This window comes from Allobosea sp. TAF32 (assembly GCF_052113585.1).
In the GTDB taxonomy this organism is placed as follows: domain Bacteria; phylum Pseudomonadota; class Alphaproteobacteria; order Rhizobiales; family Beijerinckiaceae; genus Allobosea.
Map to the genome: position 1 here is coordinate 736,653 of NZ_JBFRDM010000001.1, position 15,395 is coordinate 752,047.

Sequence of the window (15,395 nt, forward strand, 5' to 3'; positions counted from 1 at the left end):
GGCGAATCCTCGCGGCGGAGCGCAGGATGCGCCCCGCCGCCAAGCGGTCACTTCGCGGGGGTGAGCTTCACGCCCGGCGCCGGGAACTTGTAATCGTCCGCTACCTTCCCGGCGGCCGGAATCTCGATCCAGCGCTCGACGGCGCCGCCCTCGCATTCCTGAACGACCGGCATATAGAGCGTCGTGTCGGCCTTCAGATCCTTGGTCAGATAGCCGCGCAGGACGAACTCGTCGTAATGCTCGTCGAGCAGCTTGCCGCCGCTCCAGACCACTTCCCTCACGCCCTCGGAAGTCGGCGTGCCGTAGTAGTCGTAGGACTTGTCGTACTTGCCCTTGACGGTCTCGAGGGTCCAGCCCGGCTTCGGCATCGGCTTCACGGCGATGACGCCTTCCGGGATCTGGACGCGGACCTTGGTCGTCGCCGCGCCCTTGCAGCCATGCGGTACGCGGAGCACCGCCTTGTAGGTCGAGCCGAGGGCGGCTGAGGGGCCTTCAAGCGTGATATGCGCGAAAGCCGGACCGGCAGCGATGAGGCCGGCCACTGCGAGAAGATATTTCATGATGCTTGCCCTTGCTGATTGAGGCCGTTTCGTCGGCCGGTTTGCGACAGGCTGGCAGCCCGCCGGATTGAGAAAAGCGGGAAACGACGGTGCGGAAGCGATGCGCCATGCGGCAGCCCGGCGGCGGCAAGTGGCCGCTCGCGTCCGCCCAGGACATCATCGATGAGCGCGATGGCGGCTGCGATCGCGCCTGTCGCGAAGCGGCCCGCGAGGCGAGCCGGGGTATGGGATGGCATGGCACCGGATCCGCGCCGTGCCGGCGTCGGATCGGGCTATGAAGCGCGTCACAACGGCCGGCGGCAGGCTGAAGTCAGCCGTCGCGGACGCTCAGAGCGCCGGACGGCGGCTCAGACGATAGCCGGAGGGGCGCGCGGGTTAGCGGGAGAATGGTCGGACAGGAATCCGACGGGCCGGTCGAGCCGGCGAGCGAAGGCGACCTGATCGACCGGCCGATGCAGCAGCAGCTGGAATTCCGGCTGGGCCGGATCGGCTCCAGCGAGCATTGGGCAGCCGGCCGTGCAGCAGCTCATGCCGGCATGGTTCTGCGATTTGTCATGGTCGCTTCCCGTCTGCACATCGCCGCCCGGCGCGCAGTGCGTCAACGCGAGCGTGCGGTCCAGCGAGAGCGCATTGGCGTATGTCCCGGCGGCGAAGCCCGCGAACAGGGCCTGGATCACGAGCAGATAGGCCGCGAAAATCGCGACCCAGCTCCTGACATCCGATCCGCTGCGATGGCTCAAGGCATCGACCTCCGATGCCTCGATATCACCGACGCGGCCGAGATCAAATGGCTTTGCGGTCGCAGGCCGACAGGAACTTGCGTCGGCTTCTCCGCTCGCAGTTGGCCAGGAGCGCATTGATCCGCCTCAGGCGAGCCCCGGGGCATCGGGAAGCTCGGCGCGCCGCCGATGCGAGCCCGCTCGGTTCCGCCGCTGGTTCGCTTCCGAGCCCGTGTTCCGCGATAACGCGCTCTACGGCCAACTCGGCGGCGCCGCCATATTCGGTCGCCTCGCCGGTCGTCCTCACTCCCAGCTCAGCGCGCCGCCGTTCTGGTACTCGATGACGCGGGTCTCGAAGAAATTCTTCTCCTTCTTCAGGTCCATCGCCTCGCTCATCCAGGGGAATGGGTTCTCGGTCTCGGCGAACACCGGCTGAAGACCGAGCTGGGCGCAGCGACGGTTGGCGATGAAGTGCATGTACTGCTCGCACAGCGCCGCATTCAGTCCGAGGAAGCCCCTCGGCATCGTGTCGCGGCCATAGGCGGCTTCGAGCTCCGCGGCTTCCCGGAGCATGCCGCGCACCTCGTCCTGGAAGGCCTTGGTCCAGAGATGCGGGTTCTCGATCTTGATCTGGTTGATGACGTCGATGCCGAAGTTCAGATGGATCGACTCGTCGCGCAGGATGTACTGGTACTGCTCGGCGATCCCCACCATCTTGTTGCGTCGGCCGAGCGAGAGGATTTGCGCGAAGCCCGTGTAGAACCACATCCCCTCGAAGATCACGTAGAAGGTGATCAGGTCGCGCAGCAGGGCCTGGTCGTTCTCCGGCGTGCCGGTGCAGAACTCCGGGTTCTCGATGCTCTGCGTGTGCTTCAGCGCCCAGGCCGCCTTGTCGGTGATCGACGGCACTTCCCGATACATGTTGAACAGCTCGCCCTCGTCGAGGCCGAGGCTCTCGACGATGTACTGGAAGGTGTGGGTGTGGATCGCCTCCTCGAAGGCCTGGCGCAGCAGGTATTGCCGGCATTCCGGGTTGGTGAGGTGCCGATAGATCGCCAGCACGATGTTGTTGGCGACGAGGCTCTCGGACGCCGCGAAGAAGCCGAGATTGCGCTTGAGCATGCGCCGCTCGTCTTCTGTCAGCCCGTCCTTGGACTTCCACAGCGCGATATCGGCCTGCATCGAGACCTCGGTCGGCATCCAGTGGTTGTTGCAGCCGGAGAGGTACTTCTCCCAGGCCCATTTGTATTTGAGCGGCAGGAGCTGGTTCACGTCGGCGCGCGCATTGATCATGCGCTTCTCGTCGACGGTGACGCGCCCGCCATTGCGGTCGATCTCGCCGAGGCCGGTGGCGTCGGGCGCGGACGATGGGTCAGTCAGGATGGCGGGGTCGGCCGGGGTCGCCGGCTTGGTGTCGGACCAGTCGAGCATGGGATGTTCCGTTCAATGGAGTGCGGGGCGTCATGCTCGGGCTTGACCCGAGCATCTCTTGCCGAGGAGGCTCCAGCGCCTTGTCCTGACGGAGATTCTCGGGTCTGCGCTTCGCTTCGCCCGAGGATGACGCGGATTGCGATGAAGGCGGCCGTTACTGGCAGGCTTCGCAGGTCGGATCGTCGATCGAACAGGCGTTTGGCACGGCCATGCCGTTTTCCAGCGGGATATCGACGATGATCGGCGCGGCGGCCTTGGCAGCGACCGGCACCGTGGCCGAGACCGCGTTGAGCTTGCCATCGGTGCCCTTCAGCGTCGACTTCTCGACATGGGTCGCCGACAGCGCCCGCAGGTAATAGGTCGTCTTCAGGCCCAGCCGCCACGCCAGACGATACGCCTCGTCGAGCTTCCGGCCCGAGGGCTGCGCCATGTAGAGGTTCAGCGACTGGCCCTGGTCGATCCATTTCTGCCGGCGGGCGGCCGCCCGGATCAGCCATTCGGTGGGGATCTCGAAGGAGGTGGCGTAGAGTGCCTTGAGATCGGCGGGCACGCGGTCGATCTGGCTGACCTTGCCGTCGTAATATTTGAGGTCCGAGACCAACACCTCGTCCCAAAGGCCGCGCGCCTTGAGGTCGTGAACCAGCCCGGCATTCACGACGGTGAAATCGCCCGACATGTTCGCCTTGACATAGAGCTGGCTATAGGACGGCTCGATCGACTGCGAGACGCCGACAATGTTGGAGATCGTCGCTGTCGGCGCGATCGCCATCGTGTTCGAGTTGCGCATGCCGGTGGTCTTGACCCGCTCGCGCAGGCACTTCCAATCCAGCGTCGACGAGCGATCCAGTTCGACGTCGACGTCGCGGGCCTCCGAGAGGATATCCAGCGAGTCGATCGGCAGGATGCCCTTCGACCAGAGCGAGCCCTCGAAGCTCGGATAGCGGCCGCGCTCGGCGGCGAGATCGACCGAGGCCGAGATCGCATGAAAGCTGATCGCCTCCATCGAAGAGTCGGCGAAAGCGACGGCATCCTCGGACGCTGCAGCTAAGCGCAGTGTCTGCAGCGCATCCTGGAAGCCCATGAGGCCCAGCCCGACCGGCCGATGGCGCAGGTTGGAGCGGCGCGCCTCGGGGATCGTGTAGAAATTGATGTCGACAACATTGTCGAGCATCCGCATCGCCGTCTTCACGGTCCGCGCCAGCCGAGCCTGGTCGAGCCCGTCGGGGCCGACGTGGGCGGCGAGATTGACCGAGCCGAGATTGCAGACCGCGACCTCGTCGGCCGAGGTGTTGAGGGTGATCTCGGTGCAAAGGTTGGATGAATGCACCACTCCGGCATGTTGCTGTGGTGAGCGGAGATTGCAGGCGTCCTTGAAGGTGATCCAGGGATGGCCGGTCTCGAACAGCATGGTCAGCATGCGTCGCCAGAGATCGACGGCCTTCAACTTCTTATGGACACGCAGCTCGCCGCGGGCGGCCTTCGCCTCATAGGCCTCGTAGGCCGTCTTGAAGGGCTTGCCATAGAGATCGTGCAGGTCCGGCACCTCGTCGGGCGAGAACAGCGTCCAGTCGCCGCCTGCCTCGACGCGCTGCATGAACAGGTCGGGAATCCAGTTCGCCGTGTTCATGTCGTGGGTGCGGCGGCGGTCGTCGCCGGTGTTTTTCCGGAGCTCGAGGAACTCCTCGATATCGACATGCCAGGTCTCGAGATAGGCGCAGACCGCGCCCTTGCGCTTGCCGCCCTGGTTGACCGCGATCGCGGTGTCGTTGGCCACCTTGAGGAACGGCACCACGCCCTGGCTCTCGCCATTCGTGCCCTTGATATGGGCGCCGAGACCGCGCACCGGCGTCCAGTCGTTTCCCAACCCGCCGGAATACTTAGCCAGCAGCGCGTTGTCCTTCACCGCCTTGAAGATGCCGTCGAGATCGTCGGCGACAGTGGTCAGGAAGCAGGAGGAGAGCTGCGGCCGCAGCGTCCCGGAGTTGAACAGCGTCGGTGTCGAGGCCATGAAGTCGAATGACGAGAGCAGGTCGTAGAACTCGATCGCCCGCGCCTCACGGTCGATCTCGCGGATGGCGAGGCCCATCGCGACGCGCATGAAGAAGGCCTGCGGCAGCTCGAAGCGGGAGCCGCGGACGTGCAGGAAATAGCGGTCGTAGAGCGTCTGGAAGCCGAGGTAGTCGAATTGCAGGTCGCGCTCGGGCTTCAGCGCCGCCGCGATGCGGGCAAGGTCGAAGCGGCCGAGCTCGGGATCGATCAGTTCGTTCTCGATGCCGGTCTTGAGGTAGGCCGCGAAATAGTCGCCGTAGCCGGCGGCCATCTCGGCCTGCGTCGCCTGCTCGGTATGACCCTGGACGAAGGTGAGCGCCTCGCGGCGCAGCTTGTCGAGCAGCAGCCGAGCCGAGACCTTGGCGTAATTCGGTTCGCTCTCGATCAGGGTGCGCGCGGCCAGGATCGGCGCCAGCGCCAGCTCGTCGAGGGAGATGCCGTCATAGAGATTGCGGCGGGCTTCGGCGAGGACCGGCTCGGCCGAAACGCCGTCGAGATCCGCGCAGGCTTCGCGCACCACCTTCTCAAGGCGGCCGGCATCGAGCGGCACCATCGCGCCGTCAGCGAGCTTCATGCGCAATGCTGGTGCCGAGACGGCCTCCGGCTTCGTCTCGGCAACCGCCTTTGCCCGCTCCCGGGCTCGCTCCTCGCGATAAAGCACATAGGCGCGGGCGACCTTGTGGTGCTCGCCGCGCATCAGCGCGAGCTCGACCTGATCCTGGACGTCCTCGATATGGAAGGTGCGGCCGTTCGCGGCGCGGCGGGTCAGTCCTGCAACGACCTGCTCGGTCATTTCCGCGACGGCTTCGTGGATACGACGCGAAGCGGCGGCGTTCGATCCCTCGACCGCCAGGAACGCCTTGGTCAGCGCGACCGAGATTTTCGAAGGGTCGAACGGCGTCACTGCGCCGTTGCGGCGAATGACCTGGTAGCCGGGTTCGCTAGTCGCGGCCTTGGCCACCACAGGATCGGCGGTCGGAGCGACGGCAACCGGCCGTTCGGTTTCAAGAGAAAGAGACATGGCATCAACCCCAAATGTTGGGGGCAAAGGCCAGAGCGGTTGCGTCGAGAAGGCGCGCGGCACCACAAGGCCGCGACCTGCCAAGCGCACCACCGGGACACCCCGCCCGAGGACGTTCACTAGGTCGCGGCAGGTCTCCTGGCTCGCGGGTCGTCGCTCTGGTCCCGTCTTCCCAAAGCCTTCCGGCTTCAGTGACTTGGCTGGGCTCAGAACTCGCCGCTTACAGTTGCGGGGGCAGCGCCGGTATCGCACCGGCTTCCCTCTTAGCTCTCGATCTTGCGATTCGAGAGACCATCGACCACCAGATCTAGTGGCCAACGCTGTTCCGGTGTCAATAGGTCGCTATGCCCTTCATTCGGCGCCTTCGATGATCGCCACCGTCGGCCCGGCACGCATACCGCAACGCGAGCCCAAGGCCTCGCCACGCCCAGTATGAAAGGCTTTACACGGCATTGTACGGCACGAAGCCGTGCATGCGCTCGTCGATGGCGAGCGGCTTGCCGATCGGCGGGAAAGCCCGCTGCGGGCAGTTCGAGCGTTCGCAGACCTTGCAGCCGGCGCCGATCGGCGTCGCCGCGCTCGGGTCGCCCAGATCGAGCCCCTTCGAATAGACGAGGCGGCTCGCATGGCGGATATCGCAGCCAAGCCCGATCGAGAAGGTCTTGCCGATGTCGCCATAGCCGCCAACCGCATCGTTCACGGTGCGGGCGATCCAGAGATAGGTCCGCCCGTCCGGCATCTGCGCGGTCTGCGTCAGAATGCGCCCGGGCTGCGCGAAGGCTTCGTAGACGTTCCAGAGCGGACAAGTTCCGCCCACCCGCGAGAAGTGGAAATCGGTCGCGGACTGCCGCTTGGAGATATTGCCGGCCCGGTCGACCCGGACAAAAAAGAACGGCACGCCGGGCGCCCCCGGCCGCTGCAGCGACGACAGGCGGTGGCAGACGGATTCGAAGCCGACACCAAAACGCCGGGCGAGGCGGTCGATATCATAGCGCTCGGCCTCCGCTGCATCGAGGAAGGTGCGATAGGGCATGAGCAGCGCCGCGGCGAAATGATTGGCGAGGCCAATGCGGGCGAGCGCGTGCACCTCCGCCGCCCCGGCCGCAGCCTCCTCGGCCAGCCGCCCTATCGCCTCCTCCATTTCCAAGAAGCCGATCTGCGTGGCTATCTGGAAGGCGCGTTGTCCGGGATCGAGGAGAGCCGAAAGATGAAGCCGGCGCTCCTTCGGATCGTAGCGCCGCTGGGCCTGCCCCGCCATGTCATTGGAGAGTTGGATACGGACGCCATGCCGGCGATCGAGGCGGCGGGCTAACCCCTCCGCCACCTGCCCGACCTTCAAATCCGCCGTTTCGAAGATGCGCTCCGCCGCTTCGTCGAGTTCGGAAAAATGATTGTGGTGCGCGTAGAAGAAGTCCCGCACCTGCTCATGCGGCATCAGCGCCCGGAAGGTCGCCTCGCCGCCGCTGCCGAGCCCGAGTTCCCCCGCCATCGCATCGGCCCGCTCCAGCGCGTTGCGGTAGCGCCGATGCAGCGCGACGACCGCCCGGCCGAGCGCGGGCATGTTCTCCACCACCTCGCGGATCTCGCTGACACTCACGGAATCGCCATTGGCCGGATCGGCGAAGACCTCGCGCAGGTCGGCGACCATCCGCGCCTCATCCCCTTCCGAGAAGAGCTGGACGTCGACGCCGAAGACCGCGTTGATCTTCAGCAGCACCTGGACGGTCAGCGGGCGCAGATTCTTCTCGATCTGGTTGAGATAGCTCGGCGACACCTCGAGCGCCTGAGCGAGCGCAAGCTGGGTCAAGCCGCGCTCTTCGCGCAGGCGCTTAAGGCGGACGCCCGCAAAGACCTTCTTCATAGGCAAGTTCCATTCGCAAAATTCGCAAACACGTCCTATGCCATTCGCATTATTTCACATTTTCAGTCATTTTGCGCCGCAGCAATAGCGAATATTGTGTGAGTCATTCTTATCAAACGAGAGGGCTTTCGCAATGGATGTGATCGGTTTCGACCCAGCCGCCGGACATCGCGGGACGAACACCGCCGCCAAGGCGCAGGCGGCTCCGCGCAAGACCTATTCGGAACTGAGGGCCGAGCTTCTCGCCCGCTATCCCTCCGGCTTCGGCCCCGGCGGCGTCGCGGTGGATGATATCGTGCAGTTGCGGCAGCAGAACAGCTTCGACACGCATCTCGACATCGCCCGCGCCATGGCGAGCGTGGTTCGCCGCGACATGGCGATCTACGACGCCGACCCATCGCAATTCACGCAGTCGCTTGGCTGCTGGTCGGGATTCCACGCCCAGCAGATGATCAAGTCGGTCAAGCGGCTGCGCGGCACGGCCAAGGGCGCGTATGTCTATCTCTCCGGCTGGATGATCGCCGGCCTGCGCAACCGCTTCGGCCACCTGCCGGACCAATCCATGCATGAGAAGACGGCGGTCGCCGACCTGATCGAGGAGATCTATGTCTCGCTGCGCCAGGCCGACGAGGTCGCGCTGAACGACCTGTTCCGTGCGCTGAAGACGGCGCGGGAGGCGGGCGACGCCAAGGCCGAGGCCGAGGCGATCGCGGCCATCGACGCGTTCGAGACCCATGTCGTGCCGATCATCGCCGATATCGATGCCGGCTTCGGCAACGAGCATGCGACCTATCTGCTCGCGAAGGAGCTGATCAGGGCCGGGGCCTCATGCCTGCAGATCGAGAACCAGGTCTCCGACGCCAAGCAGTGCGGCCATCAGGACGGCAAGGTCACGGTGCCGCGCGAGGACTTCATCGAGAAGCTGCGCGCCTGCCGCCTCGCCTTCGAGGAGCTCGGCGTGACCGACGGCGTTGTCGTCGCCCGCACCGACAGCCTCGGCGCCGGCCTCACCCAGAAGATCCCCGTCAGCCAGCAGCCGGGCGACCTCGCGGCGGAATATACGAAATGGCTCAAGACCGAGCCGGTGACGGCCGAGGCGCCGCTACGCGACGGCGACGTCGCGCTCTGGAAGGACGGCAAGCTCGTCAAGCCGGCACGGCTGCCCAACGGCCTGTTCCAGTTCCAGGAAGGCTCGGGGCGCGCGCGCGTCATCGAGGACTGCATCGCCTTCATCAACGACGGCGGAGCCGACCTGCTCTGGATCGAGACCGACACGCCCAACGTCAACGAGATCGCTGCAATGGTCGCTGAAATCCGCAAGGCGGCACCGAGCGCCAAGCTCGCCTACAACAACTCGCCCTCGTTCAACTGGACGCTGAACCTGCGCAAGCAGGTCCGGGCCGAATGGCTGAAGGACGGTCGCATCAAGGCCGAGGACTACCCGGACAACAATGCGCTGATGGGCCCCGATTTCGACGACAGCGCGCTCGGGCGCGAGGCCGATGAGAGGCTCGCCTGCTTCCAGGTCGATATCTCGGCCGAGGCCGGCGTCTTCCACAACCTGATCACGCTGCCGACCTTCCACCTCACCGCGAAGAGCGTCGACGAGCTCTCCCGCGGCTATTTCGGGGCGGACCGGATGAAGGCCTATGTCAACACCGTCCAGCGCGAGGAAATCCGGCGCGGGATCTCGGCGGTGAAGCACCAGCACGAAGTCGGCTCCGATCTCGGCGACAGCTTCAAGGAAATGGTCGCCGGCGAGCGCGCGCTGAAGGCGGGTGGCCACGCCAACACCATGAACCAGTTCGCCGCCGCCTGATCCAATCGGCCGGCGCGCTCCCGCGCCGGCTCCTGCCCCATCAACCAGAGGGAGGCCGTCATGTCCCAGCCGGAATTCAAGATCGTCCCGAAGGCCGAACTTTCCACCGAGGATCGCGCCATCCACCGCCTTGCGGATGCGGTTCACCGCCTCAATGAGGCCGTCCAGCGCGCGGTCGAGGCGGGCATTTCGATCGAACTGGTGCGCGCCTCCCGCTTTCATGACGGCAGCGGCAACTGGGGCGACCAGATGGTGCCGCTGGTGCGCGCTCCGGCGGCGCCGGCACCGGCTCAGGGCTGAGGAAGACCGCCGACGAGGCCGAGGCGAGGACGCCCGGCCACCCCGCATTCGGTGCCGAGGCCGATCCGGGAAGTCGGCAGCCCGCGCAGACCCTGATCTGCGCGGGTTTCTCGTTATTTGAAGCCGATCAGCACGCCGTCGGCGCCCAGCGAAAGCTGCAGCCCCTTGCGGCGGGTGGCCAGCTTCAGGGTCACGCCCTTGTCGTTTCGCAGCCAGAGCGTGCCGCGCCCCTGGCCGCCAAGCGCCCAGCCTTCACGCAGCTGGAGATAAGCGCCCGGGAAGTCGTCGAGCCGGGTCAGCCCATAAACGGTTCCGTTCGCCGTCAGCTTCGATGCGCCGATGCCGCCGACGCCGAGGCCTCCGACAGTGATGCCGTAATTCCGCTTGCGGAAGTTGAGCGTGCCGCCACCCACCTGGCCAGAGCCGATGAACGCGACCTGGACTTGCTCGATATGGACCCTGCCCGTCGCCGGGCCAAGATTGCCTTGCTGCGCGCTGGCCGGCAGCGCCAGCATCAGGATCGCCACGAGCAGGAAAAGAGCTTTTGCAACGTGCTTCATCATGGTCTCCTCGCTTCAGAAGGGATTGATGTAGTTGGTGATCGCGATCTGCCGCAGCAGGACCTTGCGGATCAGGTGGGCCGGCTTGACCCGGTCAGTGAAGATCGCCGCCGTGCCTGTGCTGCCGGCCGGCAGGGAGCGGGCGAAGGCTTCGTCGTCGAGCTTCACGCGCACCACGAAAGGAGCGGCCCTGATCGCGGTCGGCGTAACGGCGGCACCCGAGGTCTGGACTTGTCCGGTCGAGACGGCCTGCAGAATGCTCTCGACCTTGCCGGCCTGGACCGTTCCCGGCGTCATCTTGAAGGTGAGCTCAACCGGCTGGCCCGGCGCGAGATAGCGCGAATCGACCTGGTTGATCTCGACCCCCGTGATCGTGTCTGCCGTGTCGATGAAGGCCATGACCGGCGAGAGCGGCAGGCTGGAGACGCGAGCGCCCTTGCGCAACGCGACATTCGTGACATAGCCGTCGGCCGGCGCGCGGACCGTCGTCTTGTCGAGATTCCATTTCGCGCCGTCGAGCTGGGCCCGGAGCTGAGCCACGGAGGCCTGGCGCTCCTCGACATCGAAGGCGCGGCCGGTGCCCTGGGTCTGCAATTGCGTCATCTGGGCAAGGCGCGTCTCCTGGAGCGAAAGCTGCGCCTGGATGGCGTCGACCTGCGACTGGAAAGGCGTCGGATCGATCCGGAACAGGATGTCGCCCGCCTTCAACGGCTGATTGGCCTGAACGGGAACGTCGATCACCTCGCCGGCGACATCGGGAACTATCGCGACGGAGTTGCGGACGACGAGCACGCTGCCCTGCGGCGCGCCCCAGCCCATCGGGATGAAAAGGCCGATGAGCAGCAGCAGAAAGACAAGGACGGGCGAGACCTTCCAGAAGGAGTTGAAGGGCACGATCCTGAGTTTCACCAGGATGAAGAGCAGGGCGAGATAGGCGTTGAGGAGGACGACGATCATCGCGCGGCCTCCGCTCCGGAGGATGGGCGCTCCGGCCTCGCGGGGATATCGACATAGGCCCAGATCAGCACGGCCGGCCAGAGCACGAAGCCCAAGAAGAGGGTGATCCAGCCGCCGATCGCCACCGCCTCGGCCCAGGGATGGTTGCGTCGTCTTGCGACCATGCCGGGCCACATCGCCATGAAGACGATGACGAAGACCGTGCTGGCGGCCAGCACGATCAGGACGATCCAGGCGAAGAGATCAAGGCCGGACATCGCTGGACGCTTTGTTCATGCTCGCGCTCCAAGCAGTTGGATTCAGTGGTGGCAGTGAATTCCCGGAGCCTCGCATTGAGCCGTCGCTTCGCTTGCGAAAGGCGACTGCCGCACCCGCCAGCCGTTCCCCCATCTTGCGATCCCAGGTCGCGCCGGCGCCGAAGAGGCTGCGCTCGAGCGACGCGATGGCCGAGCCCAGTTCGCCGGTCGAACGCGCATGTGCTTGCTGATCGGCCGGCAGACGCTGGAGCCATTGAATGAGCGCGCAGTAGGTCGCTGAAGCGTCTCCCGCCTTGGCCGTGCGCGTCAGCTCCCGTCGCGCCGCGCCTTCCGATGCGCGGTGGCGCTGTTCGGCCCGCTGCCGGAGCGCGGCCAACCTCCCGCGCAGCAGGATCAAACCAAGAGCGAGTGCGGCGAGAATGAAACCGGCTGCGAGCCATAGAGGTCTCGACGTCCAACCCAAGCGAACTTCGGGACGGCCCGCCGGCGCTGCGACCGTCACCGCGACGCCGGGCAGAGTTTCCGTCCGCGCCTGCTTGGCCGAGAGGCTCCACCAGGGCTGCGTCAGCGCCGGCAGATCATAGGCTCCGGCCTTCTCGAAGACATAGGTGACCTTGTCGGTGCGGTGGCCTTCGACGGCACCGCGCTCGCTGCGATCCTCGACGACCGGCGGATCGGCATAGATGCGCACGCCGTCAGGTGCGGCAAATGCGAACTCGGCCATGCCGAGCGCAGGCACGCCATCCGCCTGTCGCCGAATGGTCCGCACAAGCGCGCTCCCGGGCCTGAACTGCGCGGTCCGGGGATCCGGCGACCAGCTCTGCGCGACGCTGACGCCGTCGGCAGCGAGCACCGGACCCGACGGATCGAGACCGGGCGGCACCGTTACCGCGATCCGTATCGGGTCGCCCTTCGCTGCCCCCACGGAATCGCCATTGCGATCAAGCAGCGTCACATTCGGCGCGGGAACGGCTATCTCACCACTGCGGCGCGGAAAGACGATGAATTCGAAGCTCTGGCCGACATAGTCCTGATCGTCGATCCGGTCCCGCATCGTCGTCGCCTGCGTCTCGAAGCGCAGGATCTGCGCTCCGGGGGCTTCGGAGATGCTTACGCGTGGCGGATGAAGCATCTCGCCCGGAAACATGACCTGGACATCGAGCCGCACCGGCTGGCCGATCACGATGCCCTGAGCGGGGCTGATCGTCGTGCGGATCACCGGTTGGCCCGCAGGGGCCTGCGCCCAGGCCAAAGCCGGGATCAGCGTCCAGACGAACGCCATCGCGAGCTTCATGGCGCCGCTCCCTCCGCCTGCGACTGGAGCTGATAGGCGAACTTGGCCCGCAGGAAATCAGCGGGCTGCGTCTGGACGCGCTTCAGCCAGAGAGCGCGGACCTGCTCGTCCGACATCGGCTTTTCGCCCTCGACCGTCGAATCCTCGCCGCCCTTCTTCGTCTTGTCGAAGACGATCTCGTCAGGCTTGTCGTCCGTGTTGCCGGTCTCGCCGCCTTCCATCTTCTTCCGCTCGCCGCGGATACGGGCGATCTCGCGGTTGTTCACCGCCGCCGACCAGCCGGGGCGCAGCGCCAGCGCCCGGTCATAGCGCTTCATCGCGTCATCGTACTGGCCGAGCATCACCAGCGCATTGCCCTGATCGAAGGCGCCTTCGGCCGTATCGCGCGCGGCGAAGGCCTGCGCCGCTTCCTTGAATTCCCCGGCCCGGAACAGCGCGACACCGCGCCAGAGCGGATCCCGAAACGCCTTCGCGGCATCCGCCGGACGGCTGCGGCTCATCAATAGCCGACCACGCTGATCGGGCGTCAGCCAGAGATCGCGCCAGCCGATCCGATATGCCGCAGCCGACAGTGCCAGGATCGCAACAAGCGCGATGGCCGCATAGAGAGAAGACCACAGCGAGCGAGCGCTTTTCATGTCAGCACCCAACCGCGGCGGAACCAGAGCAAATTGAGCAGACCGAGCAAGGGAACCAGCCAGTAGCCGGCTTCGCTCCAATGCTCGCCCTCGCCCGCGACGCTGGCAGCGGCATCGCCGCTGTCGAGGCGGCGCACCACGGCGGCGACGTCCGTCTGATCCGGCGTGGTCGGAATCGTGGCGGCGCCCATAGCCCGCGCCGCATCGGCCACGCCGCTCGTATCGACTTCCGGCGGGACCAGGGCGAGCAGCGTCACGGCCGGCCCCTTGATCCGACTGAGATCGGCGACCGCCTCGGGCGCGATCGTATCGGCCATGACCAGGATCGAGCCGCCATCGGCACTGCCTGCGAGCGCGCGCCCGGCCAGCTTCAGCGCCCCCGCGAGATCGTCGCCCTCCTTCGGCATGATGCGCGGCGAGAGCGCCTTGGCGAGATCGAGCACGACGCTGCTATCCGGCGTCGTGGGCAGCACGAGATGCGCGGAGCCGGCATAGGCGACGAGCGCCGTCGAAGCTCCTTCGCGCGCCGCCATGATGTCGGCGAGCTTCTGCCGGGCACGGTCGAGCCGCGTCGGCGCGAGGTCCTGCGTCAGCATCGAGGGCGTGACCTTCAGCACGACCGCGACGGCAGGCTTGGCCTGCGCGAAGGGCGAGGGCTCGCGCTGCCAGGCAGGGCCGGCCACGGCGAGCGTCGCGATGATCCAGGCGAGGAAAAGCCAGTCCGACGGGGTGATGCGCTGGTGCCGATCCGCGCCGACGAGGAGATAAGGCAGCAGCGCCGGATCGATGACGCGGCGCCATTGCTGCAACGCGTCGGAGCTGCGGCGCTCGATCAGCCACAGCGCCGCCGCCGGGAGCAGCGCCAAAAGCCACAGCGGCCGCAGGAAATGGAAGGCGCCGAGTGCGTCCATCATCGCAGCGCTCCCGCGATCGCTGGGGGCTCAGACGCTCCCCGGCGCCGGTGACGCCGCAGAATGAACAGCGCCTGGGCCAGCATGCTCAGCACCAGCATGCCCGCCACCGGCACCCAGTAGATGTCGCGGCGCGGGCGAAAACTCACCGTATCGATATGGCGGGTCTCGATCTCGTCGAGCCTGCGATAGATATCGGCAAGCTGGGCACGGTCGAGCGCACGGAAGAAGCCGCCGCCGGTCGTATCCGCGACCTCCTTCAGCGCGGCTTCGTCGAGCTTGTCCTCGCCCGCCGCCTGCGGATCGCCGACCGCGACCGTATGGATGACGATGCCCTTGTCCCTGGCGACGCGCGCGGCCTCGGCCGGCGGGACTTTGCTCATGGTGTCGTTGCCGTCGGTCAACGCGATGATCGTCCTGGCCTTGACCGTGCTATGGGCGAACAGGCCGATCCCGAGGCCGATGGCATCGCCGAAAGCCGTGCGCGGGCCGGCCATGCCGACATCGGTGTCGCGCAACATCGCGCGGCACAACTCCAGATCGGTGGTGAAGGGCACGAGCGCGAAGGGTGCATCGCCGAAGACGACCACGCCGACGCGATCGCCCTTGCGGCGCGAGAGGAACTCATCGAGCACCTGCTTCACAGCCGTCAGCCGATCGACGGTCTTGCCGGATGCGTCGACGAAATCCTTGGTGTCCATCGAACCGGAGAGATCGACCAGGACGAGCAGGTCGCGGGTCGGCACATCGTGATGCAGGGGCGGTTCGATCCATTGCGGCCGGGCCAGCGCGGCGAGCGTCAGGAGCCACGCCAGCGTCAGGAGCAGCAGGCGTCCGAGATGGCGCCGCGCGACCACGCCGCCGGAATAGGGCTGCTCGCCACTCAGCCGCGCCAGCCTCTCGAAGAAGGGTACCCGCAGGCCGGCACGCCGTTCGGCATGGGCGGGCAGCGCGAACCAGACGAGCAACGGCAGGGGCGCGAGCAATCCGACCCAGGGATAGGCGAAGGAGAGCATCG

General features: G+C 66.3%; 14 protein-coding genes and 1 riboswitch. Of the genes, 2 read left to right on the plus strand and 12 right to left on the minus strand.

Annotation, left to right across the window (positions count from 1 at the left end; genetic code table 11):
- Positions 1-47: 47 nt before the first annotated feature.
- The 5 genes from AB4Z16_RS03345 to AB4Z16_RS03365 all read right to left on the minus strand — a co-directional run bounded on the left by AB4Z16_RS03345 (position 48) and on the right by AB4Z16_RS03365 (position 7,641).
- Positions 48-563, minus strand: coding sequence for a YcnI family copper-binding membrane protein (locus tag AB4Z16_RS03345; RefSeq protein ID WP_441510116.1), 516 nt, complete (start codon positions 561-563; stop codon positions 48-50).
- A gap of 344 nt (positions 564-907) precedes the next feature.
- Positions 908-1,300 carry a hypothetical protein gene (locus tag AB4Z16_RS03350; RefSeq protein WP_441509891.1) on the minus strand — a complete coding sequence of 131 codons (393 nt, stop codon included), beginning with the start codon at positions 1,298-1,300 and terminating at the stop codon, positions 908-910.
- 282 nt (positions 1,301-1,582) lie between these two features.
- Positions 1,583-2,710 carry a ribonucleotide-diphosphate reductase subunit beta gene (locus AB4Z16_RS03355; protein ID WP_441509892.1) on the minus strand — a complete coding sequence of 376 codons (1,128 nt, stop codon included), beginning with the start codon at positions 2,708-2,710 and terminating at the stop codon, positions 1,583-1,585.
- A gap of 154 nt (positions 2,711-2,864) precedes the next feature.
- Positions 2,865-5,780 (minus strand): ribonucleoside-diphosphate reductase subunit alpha, encoded by a 2,916-nt coding sequence (locus AB4Z16_RS03360; protein WP_441509893.1) that lies wholly within the window; start codon positions 5,778-5,780, stop codon positions 2,865-2,867.
- A 111-nt stretch (positions 5,781-5,891) separates the two neighbouring features.
- A riboswitch (cobalamin riboswitch) is annotated at positions 5,892-6,092 on the minus strand.
- Positions 6,093-6,222: 130 nt separating this feature from the next.
- Positions 6,223-7,641, minus strand: a complete 1,419-nt coding sequence (locus tag AB4Z16_RS03365; RefSeq protein WP_441509894.1) for a short-chain fatty acyl-CoA regulator family protein — start codon at positions 7,639-7,641, stop codon at positions 6,223-6,225.
- Positions 7,642-7,774: 133 nt separating this feature from the next.
- Here AB4Z16_RS03365 and AB4Z16_RS03370 point away from each other — a divergent pair, with 133 nt between their 5' ends.
- On the plus strand, positions 7,775-9,460 hold the full coding sequence (locus AB4Z16_RS03370; RefSeq protein ID WP_441509895.1) for an isocitrate lyase: 1,686 nt from the start codon (positions 7,775-7,777) through the stop codon (positions 9,458-9,460).
- A 60-nt stretch (positions 9,461-9,520) separates the two neighbouring features.
- Positions 9,521-9,760: a hypothetical protein gene (locus tag AB4Z16_RS03375; protein WP_441509896.1), complete on the plus strand. Its 240-nt coding sequence runs from the start codon at positions 9,521-9,523 to the stop codon at positions 9,758-9,760.
- 113 nt (positions 9,761-9,873) lie between these two features.
- Here the strand turns inward: AB4Z16_RS03375 and AB4Z16_RS03380 are convergent, their stop codons facing one another.
- Genes AB4Z16_RS03380 through AB4Z16_RS03410 form a run of 7 tightly spaced genes read right to left on the minus strand, consistent with a single transcriptional unit; the run spans position 9,874 to position 15,393 of the window.
- On the minus strand, positions 9,874-10,323 hold the full coding sequence (locus AB4Z16_RS03380; RefSeq protein WP_441509897.1) for a hypothetical protein: 450 nt from the start codon (positions 10,321-10,323) through the stop codon (positions 9,874-9,876).
- A 12-nt stretch (positions 10,324-10,335) separates the two neighbouring features.
- Positions 10,336-11,277 carry an HlyD family secretion protein gene (locus tag AB4Z16_RS03385; RefSeq protein ID WP_441509898.1) on the minus strand — a complete coding sequence of 314 codons (942 nt, stop codon included), beginning with the start codon at positions 11,275-11,277 and terminating at the stop codon, positions 10,336-10,338.
- Entirely contained in the window at positions 11,274-11,534 is a 261-nt protein-coding gene (locus AB4Z16_RS03390; protein WP_441509899.1) for a DUF3302 domain-containing protein, read from the minus strand. The genes AB4Z16_RS03385 and AB4Z16_RS03390 overlap by 4 nt, the downstream gene beginning before the upstream one ends.
- A complete protein-coding gene (locus tag AB4Z16_RS03395) occupies positions 11,521-12,828 on the minus strand; it encodes a BatD family protein (protein ID WP_441509900.1) in 1,308 nt (435 codons plus the stop codon). Before AB4Z16_RS03395 ends, AB4Z16_RS03390 begins: the two co-directional genes overlap by 14 nt.
- Positions 12,825-13,466, minus strand: a complete 642-nt coding sequence (locus tag AB4Z16_RS03400) for a tetratricopeptide repeat protein (RefSeq protein ID WP_441509901.1) — start codon at positions 13,464-13,466, stop codon at positions 12,825-12,827. Before AB4Z16_RS03400 ends, AB4Z16_RS03395 begins: the two co-directional genes overlap by 4 nt.
- The gene (locus AB4Z16_RS03405) at positions 13,463-14,380 is read right to left on the minus strand and encodes a VWA domain-containing protein (protein ID WP_441509902.1); all 918 of its coding nucleotides are present in this window, start codon (positions 14,378-14,380) and stop codon (positions 13,463-13,465) included. The genes AB4Z16_RS03400 and AB4Z16_RS03405 overlap by 4 nt, the downstream gene beginning before the upstream one ends.
- Complete coding sequence (locus AB4Z16_RS03410) at positions 14,377-15,393, minus strand: VWA domain-containing protein (protein ID WP_441509903.1); 1,017 nt, start codon at positions 15,391-15,393, stop codon at positions 14,377-14,379. Before AB4Z16_RS03410 ends, AB4Z16_RS03405 begins: the two co-directional genes overlap by 4 nt.
- Positions 15,394-15,395 lie beyond the last annotated feature (2 nt).

Excerpts from the sequence above, each read along its gene's own strand:
- AB4Z16_RS03405 (WP_441509902.1), bottom strand. The coding sequence starts at position 14,380 with ATGATGGACGCACTCGGCGCCTTCCATTTCCTGCGGCCGCTGTGGCTT.
- AB4Z16_RS03385 (WP_441509898.1), bottom strand. The coding sequence starts at position 11,277 with ATGATCGTCGTCCTCCTCAACGCCTATCTCGCCCTGCTCTTCATCCTG.
- AB4Z16_RS03395 (WP_441509900.1), bottom strand. The coding sequence starts at position 12,828 with ATGAAGCTCGCGATGGCGTTCGTCTGGACGCTGATCCCGGCTTTGGCC.
- AB4Z16_RS03400 (WP_441509901.1), bottom strand. The coding sequence starts at position 13,466 with ATGAAAAGCGCTCGCTCGCTGTGGTCTTCTCTCTATGCGGCCATCGCG.
- AB4Z16_RS03360 (WP_441509893.1), bottom strand. The coding sequence starts at position 5,780 with ATGTCTCTTTCTCTTGAAACCGAACGGCCGGTTGCCGTCGCTCCGACC.
- AB4Z16_RS03355 (WP_441509892.1), bottom strand. The coding sequence starts at position 2,710 with ATGCTCGACTGGTCCGACACCAAGCCGGCGACCCCGGCCGACCCCGCC.
- AB4Z16_RS03370 (WP_441509895.1), top strand. The coding sequence starts at position 7,775 with ATGGATGTGATCGGTTTCGACCCAGCCGCCGGACATCGCGGGACGAAC.
- AB4Z16_RS03410 (WP_441509903.1), bottom strand. The coding sequence starts at position 15,393 with ATGCTCTCCTTCGCCTATCCCTGGGTCGGATTGCTCGCGCCCCTGCCG.
- AB4Z16_RS03365 (WP_441509894.1), bottom strand. The coding sequence starts at position 7,641 with ATGAAGAAGGTCTTTGCGGGCGTCCGCCTTAAGCGCCTGCGCGAAGAG.
- AB4Z16_RS03390 (WP_441509899.1), bottom strand. The coding sequence starts at position 11,534 with ATGTCCGGCCTTGATCTCTTCGCCTGGATCGTCCTGATCGTGCTGGCC.
- AB4Z16_RS03380 (WP_441509897.1), bottom strand. The coding sequence starts at position 10,323 with ATGATGAAGCACGTTGCAAAAGCTCTTTTCCTGCTCGTGGCGATCCTG.
- AB4Z16_RS03375 (WP_441509896.1), top strand. The coding sequence starts at position 9,521 with ATGTCCCAGCCGGAATTCAAGATCGTCCCGAAGGCCGAACTTTCCACC.